The organism is Acinetobacter sp. V102_4, assembly GCF_031799005.1.
GTDB classification, from domain to species: Bacteria; Pseudomonadota; Gammaproteobacteria; order Pseudomonadales; family Moraxellaceae; genus Acinetobacter; species Acinetobacter calcoaceticus.
The window spans coordinates 133,088-154,522 of sequence record NZ_JAVQNR010000049.1 but is presented as its reverse complement, the minus strand read 5'-3'; the positions used below and the strand labels follow the sequence as shown (position 1 = coordinate 154,522).

Genomic DNA, 21,435 nt, shown 5'->3' with positions numbered 1-21,435 from the left:
GGTATGGTTAGAGAGACTTTGGCAAAGGCCAAAAATTGAGAAGAATTAGTACGCATGAGCGAACTCCTTTGGCTATAAAGAAGCTTCACCACATTACTGTCAAATAATGGTGGTGAAACGAGAGAAGGTTGACAGACTGATAGCCAAAAGATCAGCACACCCGAAGGTGTCCCCCTCCCGTTCCACCGTAGAGGGGGCACGCAGGGATGCCCACAAAAAAGAAAGACTTTTTCGTGTGCGTTGGCTATCCGACCTGTCAAAGTCGACTGGCGATGTAGGCCAGCACGCAAAGCATAATCGGAGGGGTTTTAGGTGTCAATGTGATATTGGCTAGAAATAAAGCTTTAAAATAATTTTAGTAAAAGGGTTTATTAATCCAATACGGAAGATTTAGTTTTTTTGAAACTTTTAAATATGAGTCAAACTTAAAAATTTACTCGACATTGGATGGCTTCTTAAAGTTTATTTTCTAGTTTAATTAGCGAATTATATATGGTGATACACCGATAAAATGAACAATTAAATCCATTCTATCGGCTTGCTAGAAGAGGTTTTTAAAACCTTATTTTATTTTCTAATATAGTTTGGAAACTCTTTTAAAACCCGACTACATAATTGGCCTTTTAAATCCTCTTTCTTGCGTTCTTCAAATTGGTTCATGCCGAATCTCATGACTTCTCTACCGTATTTATCACCTAACTCATGTTTAGTGCATTTTTCTGCTTCATGAATTAATTCTTGTGAAGAATAGTGATAATTACAATCAAGTTGAGCACGGCTTAAAAAACCATGTAGTTCTACTGTTTTCTCGCAGTGTGTTTGCCCTACAAGACTTTTAGGTTCTTGACCAGCATAAATTGATGTTCCTACCAATAAAGTGAAAACCGTTACTAAAATATTACGCATTATTTCCCCGACAAAGTTATTAAAAGTATTAGTGGTAATGTTGCGCGCGTATTAAATAATAATTATTTATAAGTGTCTATTAATAAAAAGAAAATTAAATAAATCCTCTCCTCTTTTGAATACTTAATCACCTTATAAAAATTGTGTGATTAAGTTTTATCAAATAAATGATATTAGATTTGTTTTATACCCATCTTTAATATAATCCAAGCTATTCAATAAAAGAGTTCTAGTGACATTTAATTCATTTTTTATCTACTAAAACCCTTACTTATTACACCACTTAAAACCCTAATTTCTTAAAAACAAAATAACCCACATGGCTTTCAAAGCTACCGTCATTTTGAATTTTGAAATATTTCTTAACGAGGTCAGATGAACCTTCCTGCAAATAGCGTAAAGTTTTAATTTGATCTTCAGGTGTTTTCATACGCTTCACCCAACTATCAAAGTCTAACGAGAGCGTTTGTTTATCTAAGCCAACCAAGTCAAAGCCCGCATCTTCGATAAAATAAACCCATTCTTTCACACTATAGTTCCGTACATGACTCGGATCTCGAATAGTTTCGATCGTCTGTAAAAACGTATCTAATATCGGCGAGCTAGAACTAATAATGTCTACAAAAATAACAATGCCGTCAGGCTTAAGAACACGGTTTACTTCTTTCATTGCGCTAGGAACATGTTGCCAGTGATGAGCAGAATATCGGCTAATGACCACGTCAAACTGATGATCACTAAAAGGCATATCTTCAGCAATGCCCTGCTGCACAAAGATGTTTTTTAATTTTCGTTGGCTGGCAGCCTTAGACACAGTGTCTAACATTTCATGAGATAAATCGTAAGCAAAAACAAGGTCTGCATGCGGAGCAACATTATAAGAGACATGGCCACCACCACAGCCTAAATCAAGAACGATAGCCTTTTCAATTTTCTGAATTTCATTAATAAATTTATTAAATTCAATTCCTTCAGAATGAGCTTGGCTATTCAAATAGTCGAGGGACTTATTTTGATATTGTTTTTGATTTATATCATGCTGGGTGATCATAACCTTGCTTCCTTCTATGCAATGAAATCACCATAAAGGAAAAGTTAGATAAAAAATAATGATTAGTTTTTCTTCAATTGATAAATAAAAGTTATTATTTAATTTATTTTAATACACAGTAATCACAAAATTTTAAAATCCTTAAATACAATAGACAGCTATACTGGCTTTATCTAAAAATTTTATAAAAGTAGAAAATGCCAAAAGCTATTTTATTTGATTTAGATCAAACTCTACTTGACAGAAATACCTCATTAATAAAATTTGTCGAATGGCAAGTAAACTTTTTTCAACTAGTGCCACAACAGAATAAGCAAGATTTTATCGCCAGATTTATTGAATTAGATAACAATGGAAGTGTTTGGAAAGACTTGGTTTATTCCCAATTACTTGAAGATTTTAATATCAAATCTTTTAACGTCGAGACATTACTTGAATCCTACGTTAATGACTTTAATAAGTTTTCCTCTTCATTTGAAAGAGTTCCTGAAACAATTCAAAATCTTTACAACAAAGGATATAAATTAGGCTTAGTTTCTAATGGCAAATCCCCGTTTCAAGAAAATAACTTTTATGCACTGGGTATCAACGAGTTTTTTTCTACAATTATCGTTTCAGAGGCCATAGGCATACGGAAACCAGATAGACGAATATTTGAATATGCGTGTAAAGAGCTTGGCTACATTCCTAATGAATGCATTTTTGTAGGAGATAACCCTAAAGTCGATATTGAAGGTGCTCACAAAGCTGGAATGAAAACTATCTTTTTCCACCCAGATCCTTCTATCTACTCTCCTTTAGCAGATAAAAAAATTAATCATTATGATCAGCTAGAAACAGCAATTAATAAATTAGAGAGTTTCATTCTTTAGAGAAGGATATTTGTTCTCATATGAAATCCGCAAAGAGCACTGTTTAGTCACCCTTACTGAAACAGTGCTCTTTGCTCCATCACAACCCCTATCCAGAAAGGTTCAATGCATAGAAATAGTGTATGTACCTTTAGCTCAAAATGTTTCCTGTATTTTTTGCTTTTTTTAAATGATGGCAGCATAAAAATGAAGTATATTTAATTTTATCAGAAGATTCTTCTTTGGTTTATATTTTGAACAGAACAGAATACACACTAGATCGTATAGATCGGAAAATTTTATCTGCTTTACGTGGCAATGGCCGTTTAACCGTTGCTCAATTAGCTGAAGAAGTCGGTCTTTCATCTTCTCCATGCTGGACACGACTAAAACGTCTGGAAACTTTAAAAATTATTGAAGGCTATACGGTAAACGTGAACCCTAAAGCGATTGGCATTCATGAGGTATTTTTTATAGAAATTACTTTAGAGCGCCATGATGATGAAATGTTAGAGAATTTCAGCGAAGCATTAGCAGATATACCTGAAGTTGTAGAAGCTCATCTGGTTACAGGTGACTATGATTATTTGGTCAAAGTAGCCGTAAAAGATGCGGAGCATTACGAACGTTTTTTACGAAAAAAACTCTATTCAATTAAAGGTATTCGACACACACGCTCAACCTTTGCCCTACGCCCTCTTAAATCTGCAAATACAGCCGATTTAATGTTAATTGAATAAAAGATGTAGCGCCTATAGTACATCGACTTAAAATATTGATTCTAAAATTTTTATTAAGTTAAGCGGTTTAGACCATAACAGATTTAGACTCTGTTATATTTTTTTTAAAAAATTCTGTATCTATGATTACAGCCTCCTCATCTCCATAATAAAATTAATCTGAATTGGAGGCATCGCCATGAACATTTTGAAGAAAAAAAATAAGGCCAGTTTTGTATTCTTTATTATTACTCTCTACTCTTTTATTGGGTTTGGCTTAGGTTTCATTATTTGGGAATACTTTTTAAAGGCCTAGTTTGCTAAAGAAGAGTTAACCAATCTCAGAAATAATTTCTGAAGTAATTTCTTTGCTACGATGATATGCGGCTTTCATAGCTAAACGTATATCATCAGATACATTGCCTAAATCGAACATGCGTAAAGCAGATTCTGTAATGCCATTCGCCAAAGTAACCTTTCCACATAAATCCGCAGGCGGCACATTGGTTTTACGGATCATTTCAACTGCGCCACTCGCTGCTTGAAGTGCTAGATCTAAGGCAAACTGTTTGTCGAGCCCTAATGAAACGCCCGTCTTAATCATGCTATCTAAAATATAAAAAAAGTAAGCCGGCCCTGAGCCCGATAATGCAATAATTGCGTCAGTTTGTGTTTCCGAAGCTGCCCAGAAAGTCTGCCCCGTTGCAGAGTACAGCATTTCGATGACATCTTTATCGAGCTGGTCCATTTGCTCAGAAGCAATGAGCACGTGAGTACCCGTATGCGTAAGCACAGGTGGATTTGAAATTACACGAACAACTTTTTTTGAGCCAGTAATCGTTGATAATTTTGCAATATCAATCCCCGCCATCATAGAAATAATGACTTTAGGTGCTAGATGTTTTTTAAAAGGCTCAAGCATTCCTTTTAAGTTTTTAGGTTCCAATAATAAGATAACAATATCCGCTTTTTTTAAACTATTTTCCTTTTGCTTCAATGTATTTGTATCACTAATTTTTTTATCTTCAATAAGATGTATCTTTTCTTTTTTAAAACCTTTTAAAACCAAGCCTCCTATTAAGGCTAACGCCAAATTACTACTACCAACAAAACAAATATTAGGTTGTACTGCATTTACCATTTAAAATGTTTTCCTTTCTTAAGGTAGACTATAAGAATAAATATTATCTATAATTTAATTATGAACGCTGAAATAATGAATAACTGTTTTTGAATAAAGAACCCACTCAAATAAATAATATTTAAGTGGGTTTGTTTTATTTGCGCAATAAATAAAACAACTTTAGCTTATGCCTAATGTATAACTATATATAGCAAATCCCACACAGAAATTGTTAAAGTCTGTAACTACTACCAAACTATTGTAAATAACGATCTAATACCATATAAATGAAATATTTACTTTCAAAAGCTATCTTCAATTAAGCTACTAATAAAATATCTTACATTAAATAATAAAATATTTAAATTAACAGACCGTAGCAGATGTATTGTGATTTATTAGCTAAATGTTTTCTCTTTTCTTCTTTAAAATTCTCTCGGCTTTGCTTATTGCTTGGGTTAAATCAACATCTTCACAAACCCAGAAAGTAAAAATTTGTCCAAACAAGTGGAAGTGCTGTTTAATATATTTAGAACTATGATCTGAATAATGCTCTTCAACCTTAAAGAAATCATTATTGTTTTCTATTTTTTGACCGTCAAAAATACCGCCGATACAAATATCCATTTTAATACCATACACCTAATTAGTTATGTTATAACATAAAATTTTAAAACCCTTTTATAAGAGTATTTTTATACTTCTTTTTTTCAAATATAAGTTGAATTAAAACTTATAAAAAACCCACAAAATATAAAGTGGGCTTTTTCAACTCTAATAAAATGTTTTAGACTCAAACATATTTTATTTAAATAATATATTTAAATCAATTAAACGCTCTATTTATTTATGAGTTTTGAACAATCACAATATTTGAAGCTTGCGGGCCTTTTTTACCCTGTACTACAGTAAACTCAACACGTTGACCTTCCAAGAGAACTTTAAAACCAGGTGTTTGAATATCGGTAAAATGAGCAAAAATATCTTTACCTTCATCAGTCACAATAAAACCAAAACCTTTAGTTTCATTGAACCATTTTACTGTACCAGTAGTAGTAGACATATGTTATATCCTAAATCTTAAAATATTATAACTTATTATTGGGGAAACCAATTTAACTAAAAAATAGACGTCAAAACTTAAATATCTGAAAAAACCGAAGGATTATAAATAAAACTGCGCAAATAGAAATTTATGATGACAAGAATATTTTGTTAGTTATGCTCGATAATACACGCTTCAGAAGCATTTGCAATCGATATTCAAAATAATTAAAGCAAGAAAAATTCTATACCTCTCGCCCTTCGTCTTTCATATTGATTTAATTAAGATTCCTTTCAATTAAAAGTCAAATTTTGTTTCATTTTAATCGAAAGAAGTACCTTTTTTATTTCCCCATAAGACCATCAATAGAATTTCTTTTCACCAGCTGGGCGCGTCTTAAAACGTCGATGGAACCACATGTATTGCGTTGGTGCGATACGAATTTGATTCTCAATAATTTTATTTACTCTTTCAGCATCACTAACTTCACACCCACTTGGAAAATTCTCTAATTTAGGTTCAACGAGAACATGATATTGAGGATTTCTAATATTGCCACTTCTGTAAAAGTATAAAGGCACTGCTGCTGCTTTTGAGATATCCATAAGTCTACGGTGAGCTGTGACAGTAGCTGCCTGTACCCCGAAGAATGATGCCATTACACCTTGCTTTAAGCCAAAATCCTGATCTGGGCTATACCATATGGCATGACCATGTTTAAGGTTTTGGATAAGTCCACGCATGTTGTCTCGAGCAATCTGGTTTTTATACACTCTTGCGCGGCTACGATGAATCAGAAAATCTAAAAAGGGATTGTTTTGAGGTCGGTAAACCACGTCCATATTAAAAAATAAGGTACACGCAGCTCCGCCTGCATCTAAAAGGGTGCTATGAGTGCCTAGTAAAAGTACGCCATTTTCCTGATTGTTGGTTAAATTCTCTAATCCATCTATATGAACACGGTTTTTAAACCAGTTTGGACTATACCAAGCATTTAAAGCTTCAAATACACCCGTTAAAGTATCTACAAAAACCTGTTTGGCTTTCACTTCAATTTGCATAGGTGTTTTTTCAGGAAAGCATGCTTCTAAATTACGTAGTGTTGTTTTTCTTCTTGAACCTAAAGATTTCCATGCTATTTTTGAAAGAAAATCGGCGAGACGCCATTGAATAGCCCAAGGTAACATTGCGAATAACATTAAAATAAAAGCTAAAACCCATAGACCCCAATATTTAAACGATAAAAAGGAAAATTGAAATTCGCCAGATTTAAACTGCCGTTCTTTTTTCGTCATACTGTATATTTCTTGAGGTATAGACTTAGCATACTAACACGCCTACTTATCAGGGTTGTATGTTTATGTTGCAACAACTGCTATGCTTTTAAATACATTATCTATTTATATAAATGCATATTTTATTTCGAAACTTTCAAATTTTAATATTTAATTTATTTATTTTAAATATACATAACCTTCTGTATACATAAATTATTTTCTCATTTAAAGTAATCGCATAATTTTGTCTCAATTGATAAATAGGATATATCAGCGTGAGCGGTCTTTTAGTTTTTATAACAATTGCATTCCTTACCCTATTAAGCCCCGGCCCCGGTGTTTTATTTACTGTCACAAATTCAATCAATTATGGTGTTAAAACCGCTTTATTCGGTATTAGCGGCTTAATTATTGGTATGTTTGTAATTGCTGTAATTTCCGCCAGTGGTGTAGGTCTTATTATTACGAGTAACCCTACTATTTTTACGGTTTTAAAATTTATTGGTGCATTTTATTTAATGTATCTCGGATATAAAAACTTTAGCAAAAAAATCCCATCACAAGATTTAATCACAGATCAGCAAAGTGATAAAAATGTCAGCAAATCTAAACTATTTTATCAGGGTCTACTCGCATCTTTGCTTAACCCAAAAACAATCGTATTTTTTATTGCTCTTTTCCCTCAATTTATCGATATAAAGAAAGAAATTTTAAATCAGTTTTTAGTTCTATCTTTAACCTTTTGTTTGATTGGTTTTTTAATTCATTTGGTCTATGCAAACTTCTCTTCAATTTTTAAAGAAAAGATGTTGGCTGGAAATAATTTTTCTATACTCAATAAAATCAGTGGGGCTATTTTCTTTCTTCTTGCGATCTTACTCATCGCACAATAAATCATTACTTTAAGAATTATGCTTTAAAAGCCTTAACTCATGTTTAGGCTTTTAAAGCATTTCGATGATTGAGCATATTTTTATCTAATTACAATTTTTACAACGATACCCTGTTTAAAATCCAACCATAAAAGAAGTCTTCATAATTTGGGTTCTTCTCTGTAATTTCGATATAGTGCTGCCCTTGCATAATATTTAAAACGCGTACCAATACCGTTTCTCCTTCTTTATGACGCCTGTTCAAATAACCTCTAAGAGCTTGAAAAGTGAGAGGACCATACTGACCATCTAAAGCAAGATTTGGCCAACCTTCTTTTCCCTGCTTATTCAGCAAATTTAAAGCACGCTGCAACAAGGGTTTTGCAAAATTGACGCCACAATTGACGCCTGTATCAAATAACTCTTCTGCAATAGTCGGGCTAATCTCATTGATCTGGTCAAATTGGGGTTCAAACCAATATTGTTTCTTATAAATAGATTTAGCCACAGCTAATGTTAAATCCTGCATATTGCCTTGATAGCCTTGTGATCGGGCCACCGCTTCTGTAATGCCAAATTTGGTGGCATGACCATGATCTGATGGATGGTTAACGTACCCACCTTCTCTGTTTATAATTGCTTCTAAGTACTGGTCGATATTCATTTTATTTTACCTATATGATTAATACTGTTTTTAGCTATTTTGCAGATCATCTTTCGCTTTTTTTAAGTCTTTCATAACTTCCACAATCGTTTTACCTTCTTGTTTATTGATGAAGTTAAATATCCATCTCACAATAGCCCAACCAGGCAAACCGCAAATAAAGAAGAATCCACAAAGTGTGATCATTCCCCAAATATCCAACACCCATTCTTGTAAATTCCATTTCATGATAATAAATGAGCCACCTGTTAAGCTTGAAACCACTGTACAGATCAGCCCAACAATCCATTCCTGCGGTGAACGAGGGAAACGCATCATTAACACGACTGCGACAACTAAGCTGACTGCTAAAGCCACCATAATTGCAATGCTATAAAAATTTAAAAATGTGGCTAATCCATTCATTGGAACTGTTTTCATAATCTTGTCCTGCTTTAAAGGGTAAAACTTGAAAATCCATCACCATGACCAGCTTGTTGTTTTTCAGGTTTTATAAATACCCTTAGTTTTCTTTATTACAGTCAATAAAAAACACTAACGCTTTAATGCGGCGCTAAATTGCAAGACGAACTTACCTTGACCCGCTTAATTTCAGGGCCCAAGAAAGAATGTTTGTGTGCTAAAGCTGGTTAGTGTGCACTGTTTAAGGCTTGTTCAATCAACTCAATCACGGTGATTGCACCTATCGCTTTTTGCATAGAGACTTGATCGTCGAATTCGAACGCTTCATCTTCAAGCTCACTTGCAATTTGCTTCGCCTCTTCAAGTGCCCTTTTTATTTTTTGTACCTTAAGTTTGTTTATATCTTTTGCAATTGTTGGGACATACCCTCCACGTTTTGCATTTTTAAGTTGTTTAGCTCTGTTCTGCATTGCTGTAGTCATTCACTATCTCCAACTCAACTTACTCGTTTAATAAGGCATCTTTATCGTTTGTTATTCTTGAAGTTTTGACGCATTCTTTGAGCAATATAGCTAAGCTATGGCTACAAATGTGTGTTCGAAACGTTTCAACTGGTACAACAAACATATAGAACCAAACAATATGCGTTTAAAGCATTAATTTAAAAATAGATATTTCCTTTTCTGAAATTGTAAAAAAGTATTAAAGCTCTTAGTTTTAAGCCTTTTCGGACTTTATTTTTTTGACCAAAAAGTTCAAATAAGGCTTTGCCGTATATCGGAAACTTTTGTTACGACTCACAATCTTTGTTAAATTCTTCATGTTCTTGATACCCTTTATCGACGAACATTAAGCCTGATCCACGGAATCGGGCTTTTTTTTATTCCAATTTTTGTTTTGATAGCCTATCTGCACATCATAATTGAGCTATCTCCCTTTTATTTTGCCTCCTATAAAAACAAAATAAATTTAGCTTTCATCTCAACACGTTGATAAACCAATAAATAGAGACTTAAACACTACTAAAACTTTATCTATTCATCTTAAGATATAACTGATATTATAACTATAGTTATTATTAGTCAATAACTATAGTTGTTTTACTCGATATAACTTAAGTTATATATTTGTTATAAGTTTGCAGGTGTAACCGTTATGGCTCTTAAAGACCGTTTAAAAGACTCAAGGGTTAAAGCGAAAAAAACTCAGGCTGAAGTAGCAGAAGCAGTCAAGATGTCTCAGCCTGCCTATCAAGCTTTAGAGTCAGGGAAAAATTTGAAATCAGCGTTTCTTCCATTAATTGCCCAATTTTTGGGTGTAGATGGTTATTGGCTAACGACCGGAAATACTGAAGATTCTTTTAGAGAAAGTGATGTATTTAGCCCTACTGTTGTGAGTGCTGAATCCACCGATCAATATGTCTGGGTTGAAGTTGTAGAAGCTAGCTTTTCTTGTGGTACGGGTGAATCTATCGAGTTTCACTTCGATGCAATTAATGGAAAAATTCCTTTTCCAGCATCATTTTTTAAAGAAAAACGAGTTGCTCAAGAGTGCATGCGTATTATCAAAGCTAAAGGCGATAGCATGACCGATTACATTAAAGATGGAGATTTAGTCGGCATTGATATCTCTCAGACTGAAGTCATTGATGGCGAGATTTATGCGGTTTACTTTGCTGGGGAAGGAATGATTAAGCAGATTTTTAAAGAAGCAGATGGCTCTTTAATTTTGCACAGTTTAAATGAAAAGTTTAGAGACCGACGTGTAACCGAAGAAAATGGAAAGAACTTTAAAGTCATGGGCCGTCAATTCTGGCGAGCAGGTTAATTTAGTTATAAATATAATTAAAAGAATAATTCTATCGATTTAATATACCTTGCCTTTTTATAACTTTAATTATTTATAAATCGTATAGATATAAAAAAACCTATCTCCATTAAAAGAGATAGGTTTTTAGCTTGAGAGCTAAACATTTTATTAGCAATACGTACTTAAACGATAAAGCTGGTTAAATGCAGCATAAAAGCTTTTACCATCTTGGTTCAACTCGATTTCTTCACCAGTTTGAAGTTGAATTTTCTTACCAACTTCGACCCAACGATAACCATCTTGAGAGTTTTGCTTACGCACGTGAGGAACCACTCTCACATTAATTTCATTGCCATTTACGGCTGTGGCAATTTGCCACTCATTTACTATATTCACAATCATTCACTCATCACTGAGCTCATGTGATTTAACGGTATTTAATTAGAACGCTAGATTTAAGGTATGGACAGTCAGTCTAGAATTTAATATTTAGCTTGATATAGGGTTATTTATAAGCTAATGCTTTTCATAATTTTTGCATTATGAAAAGTGGTACATCACAGAGCATAATATTTTGGTTGCGGGGGTCGGATTTGAACCAACGACCTTCGGGTTATGAGCCCGACGAGCTACCAGACTGCTCCACCCCGCAATTGGAAGTAAGCTTTATACGCTTATATATTTTATAAAGCAAACTTTATTTTTTAATATGTTGTAATTCATCAGTTTTATCTTTTTTAATTAATTTTATATTTTGAATTAACTAATGATGAACAACCTAAATTTAAATTTAATCTTTTGAATTGTTGTATTTATTTTAAACAGAACCCTAAATTCACAGACAGCAATTGCCTTGGTTGGATGGCTTTTATACTATCTAAGTTGGTCTTTTAATGTTTAGTTCGTATGTCTGAACCTCAGTTTTCCCTTAGTGAATATCTCGGCACAGTTCAGGAAGTCATACGTTTGGCTTTTGATGAGCCAGTTTGGGTAAAAGCAGAAATTCGAAATTTAAATATTAAAGGCGGTCACTACTATTTAGAGCTTGCAGAAAAAGATGCAGATACCGATAAGGTCATTGCAAGTTGTAAGGCCACAATCTGGAAATTTTCGGCAAGTAAAATTGTTTTAAAGTTTGAACGTGAAACTGGTATTGAGATTTCAAGTGACTTAAATGTTCTCATAAAAATTCGCGCACGTTTTGATCCTCAATATGGATTTTCAGTCAATATTGAAGAGATTGACTCAAGTTTTACCTTAGGTGAAATTGCTAAACGTTATCAGCAAATTATTGAACGACTCACTCAAGAAGGTTTAATTCATAAGAACAAACTCCTCTCCACTCCTTTTGATATTCAAAATGTTTTAGTAATTGCGCCTCAAAATGCTGCGGGCTTAGGTGACTTTAAAAAAGATGCCGATGCGCTAGAAAGAAATGGTGTTTGCCATTTTGTGTATCAGACCGCTACTTTTCAAGGAAATACAGCCGCAACCAGCTTAATCGAGTCTTTAGGTATAGGTTTACGGCAATGGGCCAGCACATTTACATTTCCGCCGGACTTGATTGTAATTATTCGTGGCGGTGGATCTGTTAATGATTTAGCCTATTTGAATGATTATGAACTTGCCGCTCTGCTCTGCAAACGCACTGTACCCATTTGGGTCGGCATTGGTCATGAAAAAGACAGTACCATTCTTGATGAAATCGCCCATCGTTCATTCGATACGCCAAGTAAAGTGATTGCTGGTATTCGTAACCATATTGTTGAACGCGTACAAGAAGCGGTAGATAGTCTGCAAACCATTAAGCTCCTTTCGCAGCATCAAATCACGACCTATCAAAGCAAGAATGAGCAACTGCTTCACCACATTAAATCTTCAGCACAAAGTCAACTTAACTCGGGGCATTATCTGCTTGACCAGATGAAAGAACGTATTCAGTTTAGTTCACAGCAACAGGTTAAATTTTCATTAGCCCAAATCGAATCTTTAATGAAAGAAGTCCTTTTGCAAAACCCGAAACAGGTTCAAGCCAAAGGTTATGCGATTGTTAGATCAGAAGGAAAAGCAATTCGTTCTATACATCAAATTTCAAACCCAGCCCTTGCCATTGAAATGCAAGATGGTGTGATTGAAGCCAACATTACACAGGTAATTCCAAATGAAGAATAAAGAGTTAACGTTTAAGGATGGCCATGACATTTTGAAGAAAAATGCCGAATTACTTGAGTCTCAAGAAAGCCCAGATATTGATAATTTAATGAAAATTGTTGAAGAATCGATTACTGCCTATAAAGCTTGTAAATCGCGCATTGAAGCAGTTCAACAAGCTTTAGATGAAACATTTAAAGAATAAAAAAAGCCCATTCCTACTTCTCATTGAAGGAATGGGCTTAGTGAAAACCACTTAGTCCTGAAATGTAAAAGTGTGGATTAGGTCACACTTTTACAAAAAGCATGGTCCCACAACTATTTGGGATCTTCAATATTTTAATTGTGTCTATTACGTTAGTTTGACTTTATTTTCAGCATTTCTTAACTAAAAATCCTTCGATTAAGATCATCCTACACACACATTCCAATTTTGGTCATTTTCAAACATGCTTTAAAGGCTATTCCTCGTTGAATGGTCCAATTAATTGATAAATTTTCCCGTCTTTAGGATTTTCATAGAGTAAATCCATATTGGGTAAAATAATGTCATCATCAATTTCAATATGTTCAACGCTTTTATGAAGCTCAAGGGCGTGGTCGTTCATAGGTCTAACTTTTGCCAAAGCAATGATTTCTTGGTTAAACTGGTCCTTAATAATTACTTTTAATCTTTTCATAAAAATCTCCTAAAAATTAAAATTTTTAATACTAATAATGGGTTAAATCTAAAATGAGCTAATCGCTGAATAGCCGATTGGCATAGCAAAAAAAGTTAAAATAAATGCAGCCGTACGTTGTAAATTACGTTGGTTTAACCAAGTTACTTTGTTTGAAATTAATACGGTTCCAAAAGCAATCCATAAAAATGCAATGGGTGTAATTAATGATAAAAAAATAGCAATATGCACAAAATAAACGTGAAGCACTTCCCATGCTGCATGTGGAAAAATAGCAGAAGCAAAGAGTAAAGCTTTAGGATTTAAAAGTGTTGCGACAAATAAAGCCTTAGGCGTAATAAGTGGGTTGTCTAATTTGATGTCATTTGTTGATGTTACCCAAAGTTTAAATGCAATGTAGAGAATGAAAGTTGCACTTATTAACTTTAATAAGGCAGGAAGCCAAGGGATTAAATGTGAAACTGACTCAAGCAAAACACCCCATGAAGTAATTGCAATGAGATAACCCATCACTTCAGCAGGAATAAGTTTAAGAGACTGCTTCACCCCTGCCTGTATTCCAGCCGAGGCTAACAATGTGTTTGTGGGGCCTGGAGTCAACAAAATGGTGACCACTAGTCCAATAAACAGAAATGACACCATAGGCAACGAACTCTTTAATTATGCTAGGCGAAATATGTCAAAAATGAGCATCTATTGTCGACAAAATGGTTGTAACAAGAAATATTAAAATTAAATTAATTAATGTTAAAACAAATAATTAACTCAAACCGACTGTAAATTCACTTACGATTTAAATAATTTTAAATGTGCAAAATCGATCACATAAATAGAGAATAATGAGCTATTATTACAAGCCTCTACCACATTAACTTGAGAATTTTTTACTCAAAAAATCTGCTGTTTTTTAATATTTTGAACTTTATATAACTGAGTAAATAGCAGCTTTTTGCCTCACTTGAAATTTTAAAATTGAACAATATATAAACAATTAGAAATCGTGATTTTACTGAATATGATGTCTCACTCCCCATCAATTCATTGATTGTCGCTTTCATCAAATAAATCAAATGATGGAGGATGCATGATGAATGCTTATGTTCGCCCTCATCCCGATGGTTTTAAATCTTACTTAGGTAAAAATCCAAAAACTGGCCTCTATACTGTGCGGCTGGGTTGGACGGTTTATGAAACGAATGGCAATGGTTCTGTGCTGTACATTGTCAAGAATGAAGATAAGATTCCATTAGATGTAGACAAGTTTAAAACTGATCGTCCCAAAATCTATGCTGCGCTTTTAAGTGAGGTGCAGTTTCAACGTAAAAAACAGTTAGCTATTGATCTGCAACAATCCAATATTCCGTCTTATGACCGCCAAGCCTACAAAAAACGTCGTGGGTTTGTAGGGTCTTCATAAACTCTTTCATTCAACCCGTTGTTAGATTCAAATATAGAAAAAGCACCCTCGGGTGCTTTTTCTTTTAACGACCAGTTGTAATTAATACGAACATACTCAGTATTAATGTGCTTAATGATCGTTTGCAATGGATGTGGACTTCATGCTCAGCTCCGTGAGCGTATTGATTAACGTTTTCCATTTCGTGTCCTTCAAAGTTCACATTCCTAATTTGCCTAATATTCACACAATAAGAAATTAGCCAAAAGTATTATATGCAATTAAATTTAACACAATCCTTAAATTTTATTGATACTTCTTATCATCAAGAAATAAGCGCTTTTAAGCTAAAAACTGGATGTAACATTCTACTACGAGGTTAATTATGTAGTGGGTATTTGTACCCCTTTCATCTCAAATGCCCATTGTTTGAAAAATGATCTATAAAATAGAAAAACATAACAATATTCCATTTTTTAATAAAAACTTTTGGAATAGGAGAATTCGTATGCAAATCAATCAAGAAGCAAATAATTCATTATTTTGCCAAGCCTCTAGCTCAATTCAAGCCTGCGTAGAATGTATGATTGCTTGTAAAACCTGTGCAGCTGCCTGTTTGCAAGAAGAACATATGATGCGCGAGTGTATTAAACACTGTCTGACTTGTATAGAAACCTGTCAGTTATGTACTTCTTTAGAGTTAAGGCATTCTGAGTTAGCTGAACAAGCGATGCCATTATGTGCCCATGCATGTCAACTTTGTGCAGCAGAATGCAGCAAACATGAACATGAGCACTGCCAAATTTGTGCTAAAGCATGCCTAGCTTGTGCTCAAGCGTGTCAAGCCTATCGTGCATAGTCGCGTAACGCATAAGGAAGTTTATATAGCTGACTTATAATTAGGCTATATATGGTAAGAAAATTTCTAAAAAACTTAATGACTTAAGATATTAAAAACTAATAATTTATCTTTTTTATTTAAGAGAGGTTAATAATAACTTTTCTTTAGGCATAAAAAAAACCCGCATCTTGGGGAAGAATGCAGGCTCTTAGATCTCCCACAACGACCATGAGTCCATTATTAAACTTGAACTTTAAACCGTTAAGTAAATGTACCTATAAATAAATTAAATTGCAATACAGAACAGTCTGTATGTTTAAAATATTTTATTATTTCTTCAGAGTTTTATTTGCTGAAGAAGAAACAGACAAAAGTAGATTCATAAAAACTTTATTTATGGCGTGATAATCCAATAAATAGCTTTTTTACAGGCATTAAAAAAGCCCGTTTCACGGGCTTTTCTGCAACGGTGAGCAATCTAAGATTTGTGTCTATCCATCTCTTACATGCTCTTTGCTAGCTATATGTAAGGTCTTATCGTATCTTTTGCCCTGTCCCAAGTTTCCCTGTGGATCGAGGAGATATTACGATTACCTTAAGTACAATTATAGCACATTATTTATTCATGACTAGTCTTGTTCACGTTTTTTTACAAATGAATAAAATACAATCCAACCCTAATATTTAAGGGTTTTCCACCCCATTTGGATATTGGCGAGCACTATCGCAAATTGGATACCACTTCACTTTTGAAGACACAAAAGCATGAGAAATGACAGATGTCGATATTTCTTCATTAATGAGCCCTACCCTTAAACGTACTACATCAGGCTTATCTAAACGTTCACTCCAGATCGGTGAACCACAGGTTTTACAAAACACTCTCTTTTTATTAGGCGATGCAAAATAAGCCTGTAACAGGTTTTCACCCTGCACAACTTTTAAATCACTTTTTTGTACTTGAGTAATGGCAGCAAAAGCAGCACCTTGGGCTTTTTGGCATTGTTTACAATGACAAACCATGATGGGTTCTAATTCGGAATTAATGCTGAGTTGAACGCCACCACAAAGACAAGAAGCTGTATAAGCCATGATTTTTCCTTTTTTATTTTAATGGAACTTAGCTTACACCCACACCTTTTTCAATGTGATCTAAGATCGCACAAGAAGCTTGCTGGTTACCACAGCAATCATCGGCTGATGCCTGCAAGATATTAACCATTTCTTGTAAATGCGCAATTTTCTGTTTTAATTCGGCAATATGTTTTACGGTTAAAGCTTTCACCTCTGCACTATGCCGATCGGTATTTTTCCAAAGCGAAATCAGCTCTTTCATTTGTTCGGATGAAAAACCTAACTCTCTGGCATGTTTTAAGAAGTTTAAAGTCTTTAGGTCAGTTTCTGAGTAAATACGATAGCCCGAAGCTGAGCGCTGAGCGGCTTCAAGTAAACCGATTTCTTCATAGTAGCGAATCATTTTCGCTGAAATACCAGACTGTTTAGATGCCTGACCGATATTCATCTCACACCTCAAATATTGAATTTGGTTTAAGACCTGCTGTTATGATCTTAAACCAAAAGATGAGTTTCAGCACGCTCACTGTACTGGCGCATGAAAACGTTTTAAGCGTAATGCATTTCCTAAAACAAAAACTGAAGAAAGTGCCATCGCTCCTGCTGCAAACATAGGTGAAAGTAGCACGCCAAATGCTGGATATAATGCGCCTGCCGCAATTGGAATAAGTGCAACGTTATATACAAATGCCCAGAACAAGTTTTGGCGTATGTTTCGCATGGTGGCTTTACTTAAAGCAATTGCGTTCGGCACACCTTTTAAACTACCTGACATAAGCACAACATCAGCAGCTTCAATAGCAACATCTGTTCCGGTACCAATCGCTAAGCCGACATCTGCTTGCGCCAAAGCAGGTGCATCATTAATGCCATCCCCTACAAAGGCCAAACGACCATATTGTTTTTGCAGTTGGCGAACTGTGTCCACTTTACCTTCGGGTAAAACCTCTGCCACAACTTCATCAATATTAAGTTTTTTAGCAATCGCTTTCGCCGTATGACGGTTGTCCCCTGTAATCATGGCAACCTTTAGACCTAACTGATGTAAGGCCTCAATCGCAGCATAGGTTGTTTCTTTAATTGGGTCTGCCACGGCAATAATCGCAGCAAGTTGCTGGTCGATAGCAACATAAAGCGGCGTTTTACCCTCTTCACCCAACTGTGCAGCAATCGCTTGAAATGAGTTGGTATCTAAACCAAGTTGGTGCATATAACGGTCTGCACCAATTTGTACTTTTTGACCTGACACTTCAGCTTCAATACCTGAACCTGTAATCGAGTTAAATGCTGTTACTGGTAATAAAGTTAGCCCCTCACTCTCTGCTGCCTGAACAATGGCTAAAGCAATTGGGTGTTCAGATTTGGCTTCAACCGAGGCAACCAAAGTAAGTACTCGCTCACGTTCAAAACCTTGTTGCACATTAAAGTCTGTCAACGTGGGTTTGCCTTCAGTGAGCGTTCCAGTTTTATCAACGGCAACCACCTGCGCTTCTTGTAAAAGCTGCAAAGCTTCGCCTTTACGGAACAGAACCCCTAGCTCAGCACCACGTCCAGTACCGACCATAATAGAAGTTGGTGTTGCAAGTCCCATCGCACAAGGGCAAGCAATAATCAGTACTGCAACGGCGTTGACCAAACCAAAAGTTAACGCAGGTTCTGGCCCAAAGATAAACCAGACCAAGAAAGTAATTGCAGCAATGAGCATCACCGCTGGCACAAACCACATGGTGACTTTATCGACCAAACCCTGAATCGGAAGTTTAGAGCCTTGGGCTTGCTCAACCATGCGAATAATTTGTGAAAGCACAGAGGAGCTACCTACTGCGGTTGCCCGAATGTTTAGAGTACCGTTCTGGTTGACCGTACCACCAACCACTTGCTGCCCCACTATTTTTTCAACAGGAACAGGCTCACCCGTAATCATAGATTCATCAATATAGCTGTGTCCTTCAACTACTTCCCCATCGACAGGTACACGTTCACCCGGACGAATTTCTACAATAGTTCCACTGACCACTTCGGCAACAGCAACTTCCACCACTTGACCATCACGCTGAATACGGGCTGTTTTAGGCTGCATTCCCACTAAATGCTGAATAGCTTGTGAAGTACGTCCTTTAGCTTTTGCTTCGAAATATCGCCCGAGCAAAATTAGACTGACAATCACAGCAGCCGCTTCAAAGTAAACATTGACTGTGCCTTGGGGTAACACATGCGGCATGAAGGTTGCTACAACAGAAAAACTATAGGCAGCCAAGGTTCCAACAGCCACCAGAGAGTTCATATCTGGTGCTAAACGCCATAGGGCTGGAATACCTTTTTGGTAAAAACGGCGACCGGGAAAAACCAAGACTAGTGTTGTCAAAACAAACTGTAAAAGCCAGCTATTGTATTGACCAATCGTGTGCATGACCCACATGTGAAAAGCTGGAATTAGATGTGAACCCATTTCCAAAATAAACACAGGTAAGGCCAAAACAATCGAGATGATCAAATCTTTTTTAAGCTGATCTAACTCTGAAGCTTTTTTATCGAGCTGCTCATCTTGATTTTTTTCAGATGCTTTGGCGTCGTAACCTGCTTTTTTAACAGCACGAATCAGGTCTTCAACATTGACTGATGCATCTGCCTGCACCCAAGCCTGCTCTGTGGCTAAGTTAACTGTCGCTTCTTGCACGCCGTCTACTTTTTTAAGGGCTTTTTCAACACGCGCAACACAAGATGCACAGGTCATGCCCTCAATAGACAGCTCCACTGGTGCAGCTTTGGGAACATCATAACCCGCTCGTTCAACTGCTTTAACCAGTGCTTCACGCTGAATCGGTTGATTTGAATAAACAACAGCTTTTTCTGTTGCCAAATTAACGTTAGCAATTTCTACATTTTCAACTTTCTTAAGTGCTTTTTCGACACGACCTACACACGAGGCACAGGTCATACCTTCGATTGGTAGTGTTTCACTATATGCTGGCAATTTTGTGTTTTTTGAGTCCATCAAACACCTCTGCAAATCTGCAAAATTTAATATTCTGTATTGAGCATACAGATTCCCATCATGGGAAGGTCAAGCATATTTTTTTAAAAAATTGGTCTTGACCTTACAATCATGACAAGGTTTAGACTCAGTGTTATCTAAACAAACATCTCATTCTTGATGGAGTATGAACATGAAACTACTTATTGAAAATATGACTTGTGGCGGCTGCGCGCGTGGTGTGACAGCAACTATTCAAGATGTCGACCCAAATGCAAAAGTAGATGTAGATTTAGCGACCAAAATCGTAACTGTAGAAACCAGTGAAAGTGTCGAAAAAATTACCGAAGCGCTGGATGAAGATGGTTTTCCAGCTCAAGTGCAGTAAGAATTTGCATAACGCATAGCTTCAGACTTTGAGGCTATGCATTCATCTTATTTAAAAATCGATACCATTTGAATCATCTATCGGATTCTGATCAAGTGTAAAAACAGTGCGTTGATAAGGTATCCCTTCTAAATCGTAGACCTGATAAATACAATCAAATAAGAGTTGTAAGTCCTCACTTCTGTCCATTGCGCGTGCAGTAATAAAAATCGGACTGACTGCCCCATTGTCGAGAATTGGGATGTAATTTAAGTGCGGAAAACGAATGGTATCGGCACTGGCAGGAATAATACATAAACCTTCTCCCGCTGCGACCAAGCCCAAAGCCAACTGAATTTCCCGTATCTCATGCATATTTTTTGGAACCAAACTATGCTCGGCAAAAATATTTAAAAGCTGGGTCGAAAAATTAGGTTTCGGCGAAGTGGGATACATAAACATCTTTTCATCAATAAGATCGGCCAGATATACCCCTTCCGTACGCTGAGCAATGGGATGACTCGTATGTGCAGCAACCACCAAGCGTTCTTTACGTAGCAAAATACGTCTCACCGCAGGATCACTAATTCTTAAGCGACCAAACCCGACATCAATACGGCCTTCTTTTAATGCCTGTAGTTGCTCGGTCGTACTTAACTCCATCAGTTGAATATTCAAATGCGGTTGCTGTTGCCGAAATAAATAGATGATTCGCGGCAGTAAACCATAGAGCAAAGACCCAACAAAACCAATCGTCACGCTACGTTCAATCAGACCAATCCGCTTGGTCATACTTTTTATTTCTTCAGCATTCGACAAAAGTTTAAGGGCATGCTGATAAAAGAAATGTCCGGCTGGGGTTGTCTGTAAAGGACGGCTTCCACGCTCAAATAATTGAATTCCAAGCTCACTTTCCAAATTTTGGATCTGCCGGCTCAAAGGTGGTTGAGCAATAAATAGTTTTTCGGCTGCCTTTGTGAAGCTCTGCTCTTCAACAACAGCCACAAAATACCGTAAATGTCTTAGTTCCATAAGGCTTCCATACCTTTAAGATATAAAAAAATGCAAATTCAGTCTTAGACACAGCTTAACCATTCTTTTAAGGTATATACAAGCAACAAACCGATGAAGTGATGAATTGCTTTGTGAAAAGCCTTCTTGCCAATATTTAAGTGATTCATCTTCATCAATTCACGGTTAAACACCCAGCGCGCTCATGCGCTTCATTGACAA

Annotated in this window: 27 protein-coding genes and 1 tRNA gene; 10 read left to right on the top strand and 18 right to left on the bottom strand. The window is 35.8% G+C overall.

Going from position 1 to position 21,435, the window contains the following annotated elements; all coding sequences use genetic code 11:
- Window positions 1-567: 567 nt before the first annotated feature.
- Both RMB13_RS14210 and RMB13_RS14205 read right to left on the bottom strand, forming a co-directional pair.
- Window positions 568-906, bottom strand: coding sequence for a hypothetical protein (locus RMB13_RS14210; RefSeq protein ID WP_132071115.1), 339 nt, complete (start codon window positions 904-906; stop codon window positions 568-570).
- Window positions 907-1,189: 283 nt separating this feature from the next.
- On the bottom strand, window positions 1,190-1,957 hold the full coding sequence (locus RMB13_RS14205) for a methyltransferase domain-containing protein (RefSeq protein WP_311085544.1): 768 nt from the start codon (window positions 1,955-1,957) through the stop codon (window positions 1,190-1,192).
- A gap of 197 nt (window positions 1,958-2,154) precedes the next feature.
- On the opposite strand from RMB13_RS14205, the gene RMB13_RS14200 reads away from it, so the two are divergent.
- The 3 genes from RMB13_RS14200 (at window position 2,155) to RMB13_RS14190 (ending at window position 3,843) form a co-directional block, all read left to right on the top strand.
- Entirely contained in the window at window positions 2,155-2,829 is a 675-nt protein-coding gene (locus RMB13_RS14200) for an HAD-IA family hydrolase (RefSeq protein ID WP_311085543.1), read from the top strand.
- Window positions 2,830-3,062: 233 nt separating this feature from the next.
- Window positions 3,063-3,548 carry an Lrp/AsnC family transcriptional regulator gene (locus RMB13_RS14195; protein ID WP_034677787.1) on the top strand — a complete coding sequence of 162 codons (486 nt, stop codon included), beginning with the start codon at window positions 3,063-3,065 and terminating at the stop codon, window positions 3,546-3,548.
- Window positions 3,549-3,726: 178 nt separating this feature from the next.
- Window positions 3,727-3,843, top strand: coding sequence for a hypothetical protein (locus tag RMB13_RS14190; RefSeq protein ID WP_004793556.1), 117 nt, complete (start codon window positions 3,727-3,729; stop codon window positions 3,841-3,843).
- A 15-nt stretch (window positions 3,844-3,858) separates the two neighbouring features.
- On the opposite strand, the gene RMB13_RS14185 is transcribed toward RMB13_RS14190, so the two are convergent.
- The 4 genes from RMB13_RS14185 to RMB13_RS14170 all read right to left on the bottom strand — a co-directional run bounded on the left by RMB13_RS14185 (window position 3,859) and on the right by RMB13_RS14170 (window position 6,990).
- On the bottom strand, window positions 3,859-4,668 hold the full coding sequence (locus tag RMB13_RS14185; RefSeq protein ID WP_311075215.1) for a pyrroline-5-carboxylate reductase dimerization domain-containing protein: 810 nt from the start codon (window positions 4,666-4,668) through the stop codon (window positions 3,859-3,861).
- Window positions 4,669-5,052: 384 nt separating this feature from the next.
- Complete coding sequence (locus tag RMB13_RS14180; RefSeq protein ID WP_017390249.1) at window positions 5,053-5,277, bottom strand: hypothetical protein; 225 nt, start codon at window positions 5,275-5,277, stop codon at window positions 5,053-5,055.
- A 220-nt stretch (window positions 5,278-5,497) separates the two neighbouring features.
- Window positions 5,498-5,713, bottom strand: coding sequence for a cold-shock protein (locus RMB13_RS14175; RefSeq protein ID WP_003652601.1), 216 nt, complete (start codon window positions 5,711-5,713; stop codon window positions 5,498-5,500).
- A 344-nt stretch (window positions 5,714-6,057) separates the two neighbouring features.
- On the bottom strand, window positions 6,058-6,990 hold the full coding sequence (locus tag RMB13_RS14170; RefSeq protein ID WP_017390248.1) for a lauroyl acyltransferase: 933 nt from the start codon (window positions 6,988-6,990) through the stop codon (window positions 6,058-6,060).
- 257 nt (window positions 6,991-7,247) lie between these two features.
- Between RMB13_RS14170 and RMB13_RS14165 the strand changes: the two genes are divergently transcribed.
- Window positions 7,248-7,865 (top strand): LysE family translocator, encoded by a 618-nt coding sequence (locus RMB13_RS14165; RefSeq protein ID WP_017390247.1) that lies wholly within the window; start codon window positions 7,248-7,250, stop codon window positions 7,863-7,865.
- 97 nt (window positions 7,866-7,962) lie between these two features.
- Here the strand turns inward: RMB13_RS14165 and RMB13_RS14160 are convergent, their stop codons facing one another.
- From RMB13_RS14160 to RMB13_RS14150, 3 genes are all read right to left on the bottom strand, one after another.
- A complete protein-coding gene (locus tag RMB13_RS14160) occupies window positions 7,963-8,508 on the bottom strand; it encodes a glycosyl hydrolase 108 family protein (RefSeq protein WP_311085542.1) in 546 nt (181 codons plus the stop codon).
- A 30-nt stretch (window positions 8,509-8,538) separates the two neighbouring features.
- Complete coding sequence (locus tag RMB13_RS14155; RefSeq protein WP_003652608.1) at window positions 8,539-8,928, bottom strand: hypothetical protein; 390 nt, start codon at window positions 8,926-8,928, stop codon at window positions 8,539-8,541.
- Between the two features lie 209 nt (window positions 8,929-9,137).
- Window positions 9,138-9,392 carry a hypothetical protein gene (locus RMB13_RS14150; protein ID WP_017390244.1) on the bottom strand — a complete coding sequence of 85 codons (255 nt, stop codon included), beginning with the start codon at window positions 9,390-9,392 and terminating at the stop codon, window positions 9,138-9,140.
- A 673-nt stretch (window positions 9,393-10,065) separates the two neighbouring features.
- Between RMB13_RS14150 and RMB13_RS14145 the strand changes: the two genes are divergently transcribed.
- Window positions 10,066-10,737, top strand: a complete 672-nt coding sequence (locus RMB13_RS14145; protein WP_311085541.1) for a LexA family transcriptional regulator — start codon at window positions 10,066-10,068, stop codon at window positions 10,735-10,737.
- A gap of 150 nt (window positions 10,738-10,887) precedes the next feature.
- Here RMB13_RS14145 and RMB13_RS14140 read toward each other — a convergent pair whose 3' ends face one another.
- Both RMB13_RS14140 and RMB13_RS14135 read right to left on the bottom strand, forming a co-directional pair.
- Window positions 10,888-11,121, bottom strand: coding sequence for a hypothetical protein (locus tag RMB13_RS14140; RefSeq protein WP_017389051.1), 234 nt, complete (start codon window positions 11,119-11,121; stop codon window positions 10,888-10,890).
- A gap of 173 nt (window positions 11,122-11,294) precedes the next feature.
- A tRNA-Met gene (locus RMB13_RS14135) sits at window positions 11,295-11,371 on the bottom strand.
- Between the two features lie 254 nt (window positions 11,372-11,625).
- On the opposite strand from RMB13_RS14135, the gene xseA reads away from it, so the two are divergent.
- Window positions 11,626-12,891, top strand: coding sequence for an exodeoxyribonuclease VII large subunit (gene xseA / locus RMB13_RS14130; RefSeq protein ID WP_311085540.1), 1,266 nt, complete (start codon window positions 11,626-11,628; stop codon window positions 12,889-12,891).
- On the top strand, window positions 12,881-13,075 hold the full coding sequence (gene xseB / locus RMB13_RS14125) for an exodeoxyribonuclease VII small subunit (protein WP_003652614.1): 195 nt from the start codon (window positions 12,881-12,883) through the stop codon (window positions 13,073-13,075). Before xseA ends, xseB begins: the two co-directional genes overlap by 11 nt.
- Window positions 13,076-13,331: 256 nt before the next feature.
- On the opposite strand, the gene RMB13_RS14120 is transcribed toward xseB, so the two are convergent.
- Window positions 13,332-13,550: a hypothetical protein gene (locus tag RMB13_RS14120; protein WP_017390241.1), complete on the bottom strand. Its 219-nt coding sequence runs from the start codon at window positions 13,548-13,550 to the stop codon at window positions 13,332-13,334.
- A 48-nt stretch (window positions 13,551-13,598) separates the two neighbouring features.
- Window positions 13,599-14,192 carry a LysE family translocator gene (locus RMB13_RS14115; protein WP_017390240.1) on the bottom strand — a complete coding sequence of 198 codons (594 nt, stop codon included), beginning with the start codon at window positions 14,190-14,192 and terminating at the stop codon, window positions 13,599-13,601.
- A gap of 442 nt (window positions 14,193-14,634) precedes the next feature.
- Here RMB13_RS14115 and RMB13_RS14110 point away from each other — a divergent pair, with 442 nt between their 5' ends.
- Window positions 14,635-14,967, top strand: coding sequence for a hypothetical protein (locus RMB13_RS14110; protein WP_311085539.1), 333 nt, complete (start codon window positions 14,635-14,637; stop codon window positions 14,965-14,967).
- Between the two features lie 487 nt (window positions 14,968-15,454).
- Window positions 15,455-15,805: a four-helix bundle copper-binding protein gene (locus tag RMB13_RS14105; protein ID WP_017390238.1), complete on the top strand. Its 351-nt coding sequence runs from the start codon at window positions 15,455-15,457 to the stop codon at window positions 15,803-15,805.
- A gap of 666 nt (window positions 15,806-16,471) precedes the next feature.
- Here RMB13_RS14105 and RMB13_RS14100 read toward each other — a convergent pair.
- The 3 genes from RMB13_RS14100 to RMB13_RS14090 form a co-directional block, all read right to left on the bottom strand.
- The gene (locus RMB13_RS14100) at window positions 16,472-16,879 is read right to left on the bottom strand and encodes a GFA family protein (RefSeq protein ID WP_311085538.1); all 408 of its coding nucleotides are present in this window, start codon (window positions 16,877-16,879) and stop codon (window positions 16,472-16,474) included.
- 28 nt (window positions 16,880-16,907) lie between these two features.
- The gene (gene cueR, locus RMB13_RS14095) at window positions 16,908-17,309 is read right to left on the bottom strand and encodes a Cu(I)-responsive transcriptional regulator (RefSeq protein ID WP_005048061.1); all 402 of its coding nucleotides are present in this window, start codon (window positions 17,307-17,309) and stop codon (window positions 16,908-16,910) included.
- Window positions 17,310-17,384: 75 nt separating this feature from the next.
- A complete protein-coding gene (locus RMB13_RS14090) occupies window positions 17,385-19,856 on the bottom strand; it encodes a heavy metal translocating P-type ATPase (protein ID WP_311085537.1) in 2,472 nt (823 codons plus the stop codon).
- Between the two features lie 166 nt (window positions 19,857-20,022).
- Between RMB13_RS14090 and RMB13_RS14085 the strand changes: the two genes are divergently transcribed.
- Window positions 20,023-20,223 carry a heavy-metal-associated domain-containing protein gene (locus RMB13_RS14085; RefSeq protein WP_080592898.1) on the top strand — a complete coding sequence of 67 codons (201 nt, stop codon included), beginning with the start codon at window positions 20,023-20,025 and terminating at the stop codon, window positions 20,221-20,223.
- A gap of 51 nt (window positions 20,224-20,274) precedes the next feature.
- Here RMB13_RS14085 and RMB13_RS14080 read toward each other — a convergent pair whose 3' ends face one another.
- Together RMB13_RS14080 and RMB13_RS14075 are read right to left on the bottom strand one after the other, a co-directional pair.
- Complete coding sequence (locus RMB13_RS14080; protein ID WP_003652630.1) at window positions 20,275-21,234, bottom strand: LysR family transcriptional regulator; 960 nt, start codon at window positions 21,232-21,234, stop codon at window positions 20,275-20,277.
- 44 nt (window positions 21,235-21,278) lie between these two features.
- Complete coding sequence (locus tag RMB13_RS14075; protein ID WP_311085536.1) at window positions 21,279-21,407, bottom strand: hypothetical protein; 129 nt, start codon at window positions 21,405-21,407, stop codon at window positions 21,279-21,281.
- Window positions 21,408-21,435: the final 28 nt, after the last annotated feature.

Excerpts from the sequence above, each read along its gene's own strand:
- RMB13_RS14190 (WP_004793556.1), top strand. The coding sequence starts at position 3,727 with ATGAACATTTTGAAGAAAAAAAATAAGGCCAGTTTTGTATTCTTTATT.
- xseA (WP_311085540.1), top strand. The coding sequence starts at position 11,626 with ATGTCTGAACCTCAGTTTTCCCTTAGTGAATATCTCGGCACAGTTCAG.
- RMB13_RS14085 (WP_080592898.1), top strand. The coding sequence starts at position 20,023 with ATGAACATGAAACTACTTATTGAAAATATGACTTGTGGCGGCTGCGCG.
- RMB13_RS14105 (WP_017390238.1), top strand. The coding sequence starts at position 15,455 with ATGCAAATCAATCAAGAAGCAAATAATTCATTATTTTGCCAAGCCTCT.
- RMB13_RS14145 (WP_311085541.1), top strand. The coding sequence starts at position 10,066 with ATGGCTCTTAAAGACCGTTTAAAAGACTCAAGGGTTAAAGCGAAAAAA.
- RMB13_RS14180 (WP_017390249.1), bottom strand. The coding sequence starts at position 5,277 with ATGGATATTTGTATCGGCGGTATTTTTGACGGTCAAAAAATAGAAAAC.
- RMB13_RS14175 (WP_003652601.1), bottom strand. The coding sequence starts at position 5,713 with ATGTCTACTACTACTGGTACAGTAAAATGGTTCAATGAAACTAAAGGT.
- RMB13_RS14200 (WP_311085543.1), top strand. The coding sequence starts at position 2,155 with ATGCCAAAAGCTATTTTATTTGATTTAGATCAAACTCTACTTGACAGA.
- cueR (WP_005048061.1), bottom strand. The coding sequence starts at position 17,309 with ATGAATATCGGTCAGGCATCTAAACAGTCTGGTATTTCAGCGAAAATG.
- RMB13_RS14205 (WP_311085544.1), bottom strand. The coding sequence starts at position 1,957 with ATGATCACCCAGCATGATATAAATCAAAAACAATATCAAAATAAGTCC.
- xseB (WP_003652614.1), top strand. The coding sequence starts at position 12,881 with ATGAAGAATAAAGAGTTAACGTTTAAGGATGGCCATGACATTTTGAAG.
- RMB13_RS14140 (WP_017389051.1), bottom strand. The coding sequence starts at position 11,121 with ATGATTGTGAATATAGTAAATGAGTGGCAAATTGCCACAGCCGTAAAT.
- RMB13_RS14100 (WP_311085538.1), bottom strand. The coding sequence starts at position 16,879 with ATGGCTTATACAGCTTCTTGTCTTTGTGGTGGCGTTCAACTCAGCATT.
- RMB13_RS14160 (WP_311085542.1), bottom strand. The coding sequence starts at position 8,508 with ATGAATATCGACCAGTACTTAGAAGCAATTATAAACAGAGAAGGTGGG.
- RMB13_RS14080 (WP_003652630.1), bottom strand. The coding sequence starts at position 21,234 with ATGGAACTAAGACATTTACGGTATTTTGTGGCTGTTGTTGAAGAGCAG.
- RMB13_RS14090 (WP_311085537.1), bottom strand. The coding sequence starts at position 19,856 with ATGGACTCAAAAAACACAAAATTGCCAGCATATAGTGAAACACTACCA.
- RMB13_RS14155 (WP_003652608.1), bottom strand. The coding sequence starts at position 8,928 with ATGAAAACAGTTCCAATGAATGGATTAGCCACATTTTTAAATTTTTAT.
- RMB13_RS14110 (WP_311085539.1), top strand. The coding sequence starts at position 14,635 with ATGATGAATGCTTATGTTCGCCCTCATCCCGATGGTTTTAAATCTTAC.
- RMB13_RS14120 (WP_017390241.1), bottom strand. The coding sequence starts at position 13,550 with ATGAAAAGATTAAAAGTAATTATTAAGGACCAGTTTAACCAAGAAATC.
- RMB13_RS14185 (WP_311075215.1), bottom strand. The coding sequence starts at position 4,668 with ATGGTAAATGCAGTACAACCTAATATTTGTTTTGTTGGTAGTAGTAAT.
- RMB13_RS14150 (WP_017390244.1), bottom strand. The coding sequence starts at position 9,392 with ATGACTACAGCAATGCAGAACAGAGCTAAACAACTTAAAAATGCAAAA.
- RMB13_RS14210 (WP_132071115.1), bottom strand. The coding sequence starts at position 906 with ATGCGTAATATTTTAGTAACGGTTTTCACTTTATTGGTAGGAACATCA.
- RMB13_RS14115 (WP_017390240.1), bottom strand. The coding sequence starts at position 14,192 with ATGGTGTCATTTCTGTTTATTGGACTAGTGGTCACCATTTTGTTGACT.
- RMB13_RS14170 (WP_017390248.1), bottom strand. The coding sequence starts at position 6,990 with ATGACGAAAAAAGAACGGCAGTTTAAATCTGGCGAATTTCAATTTTCC.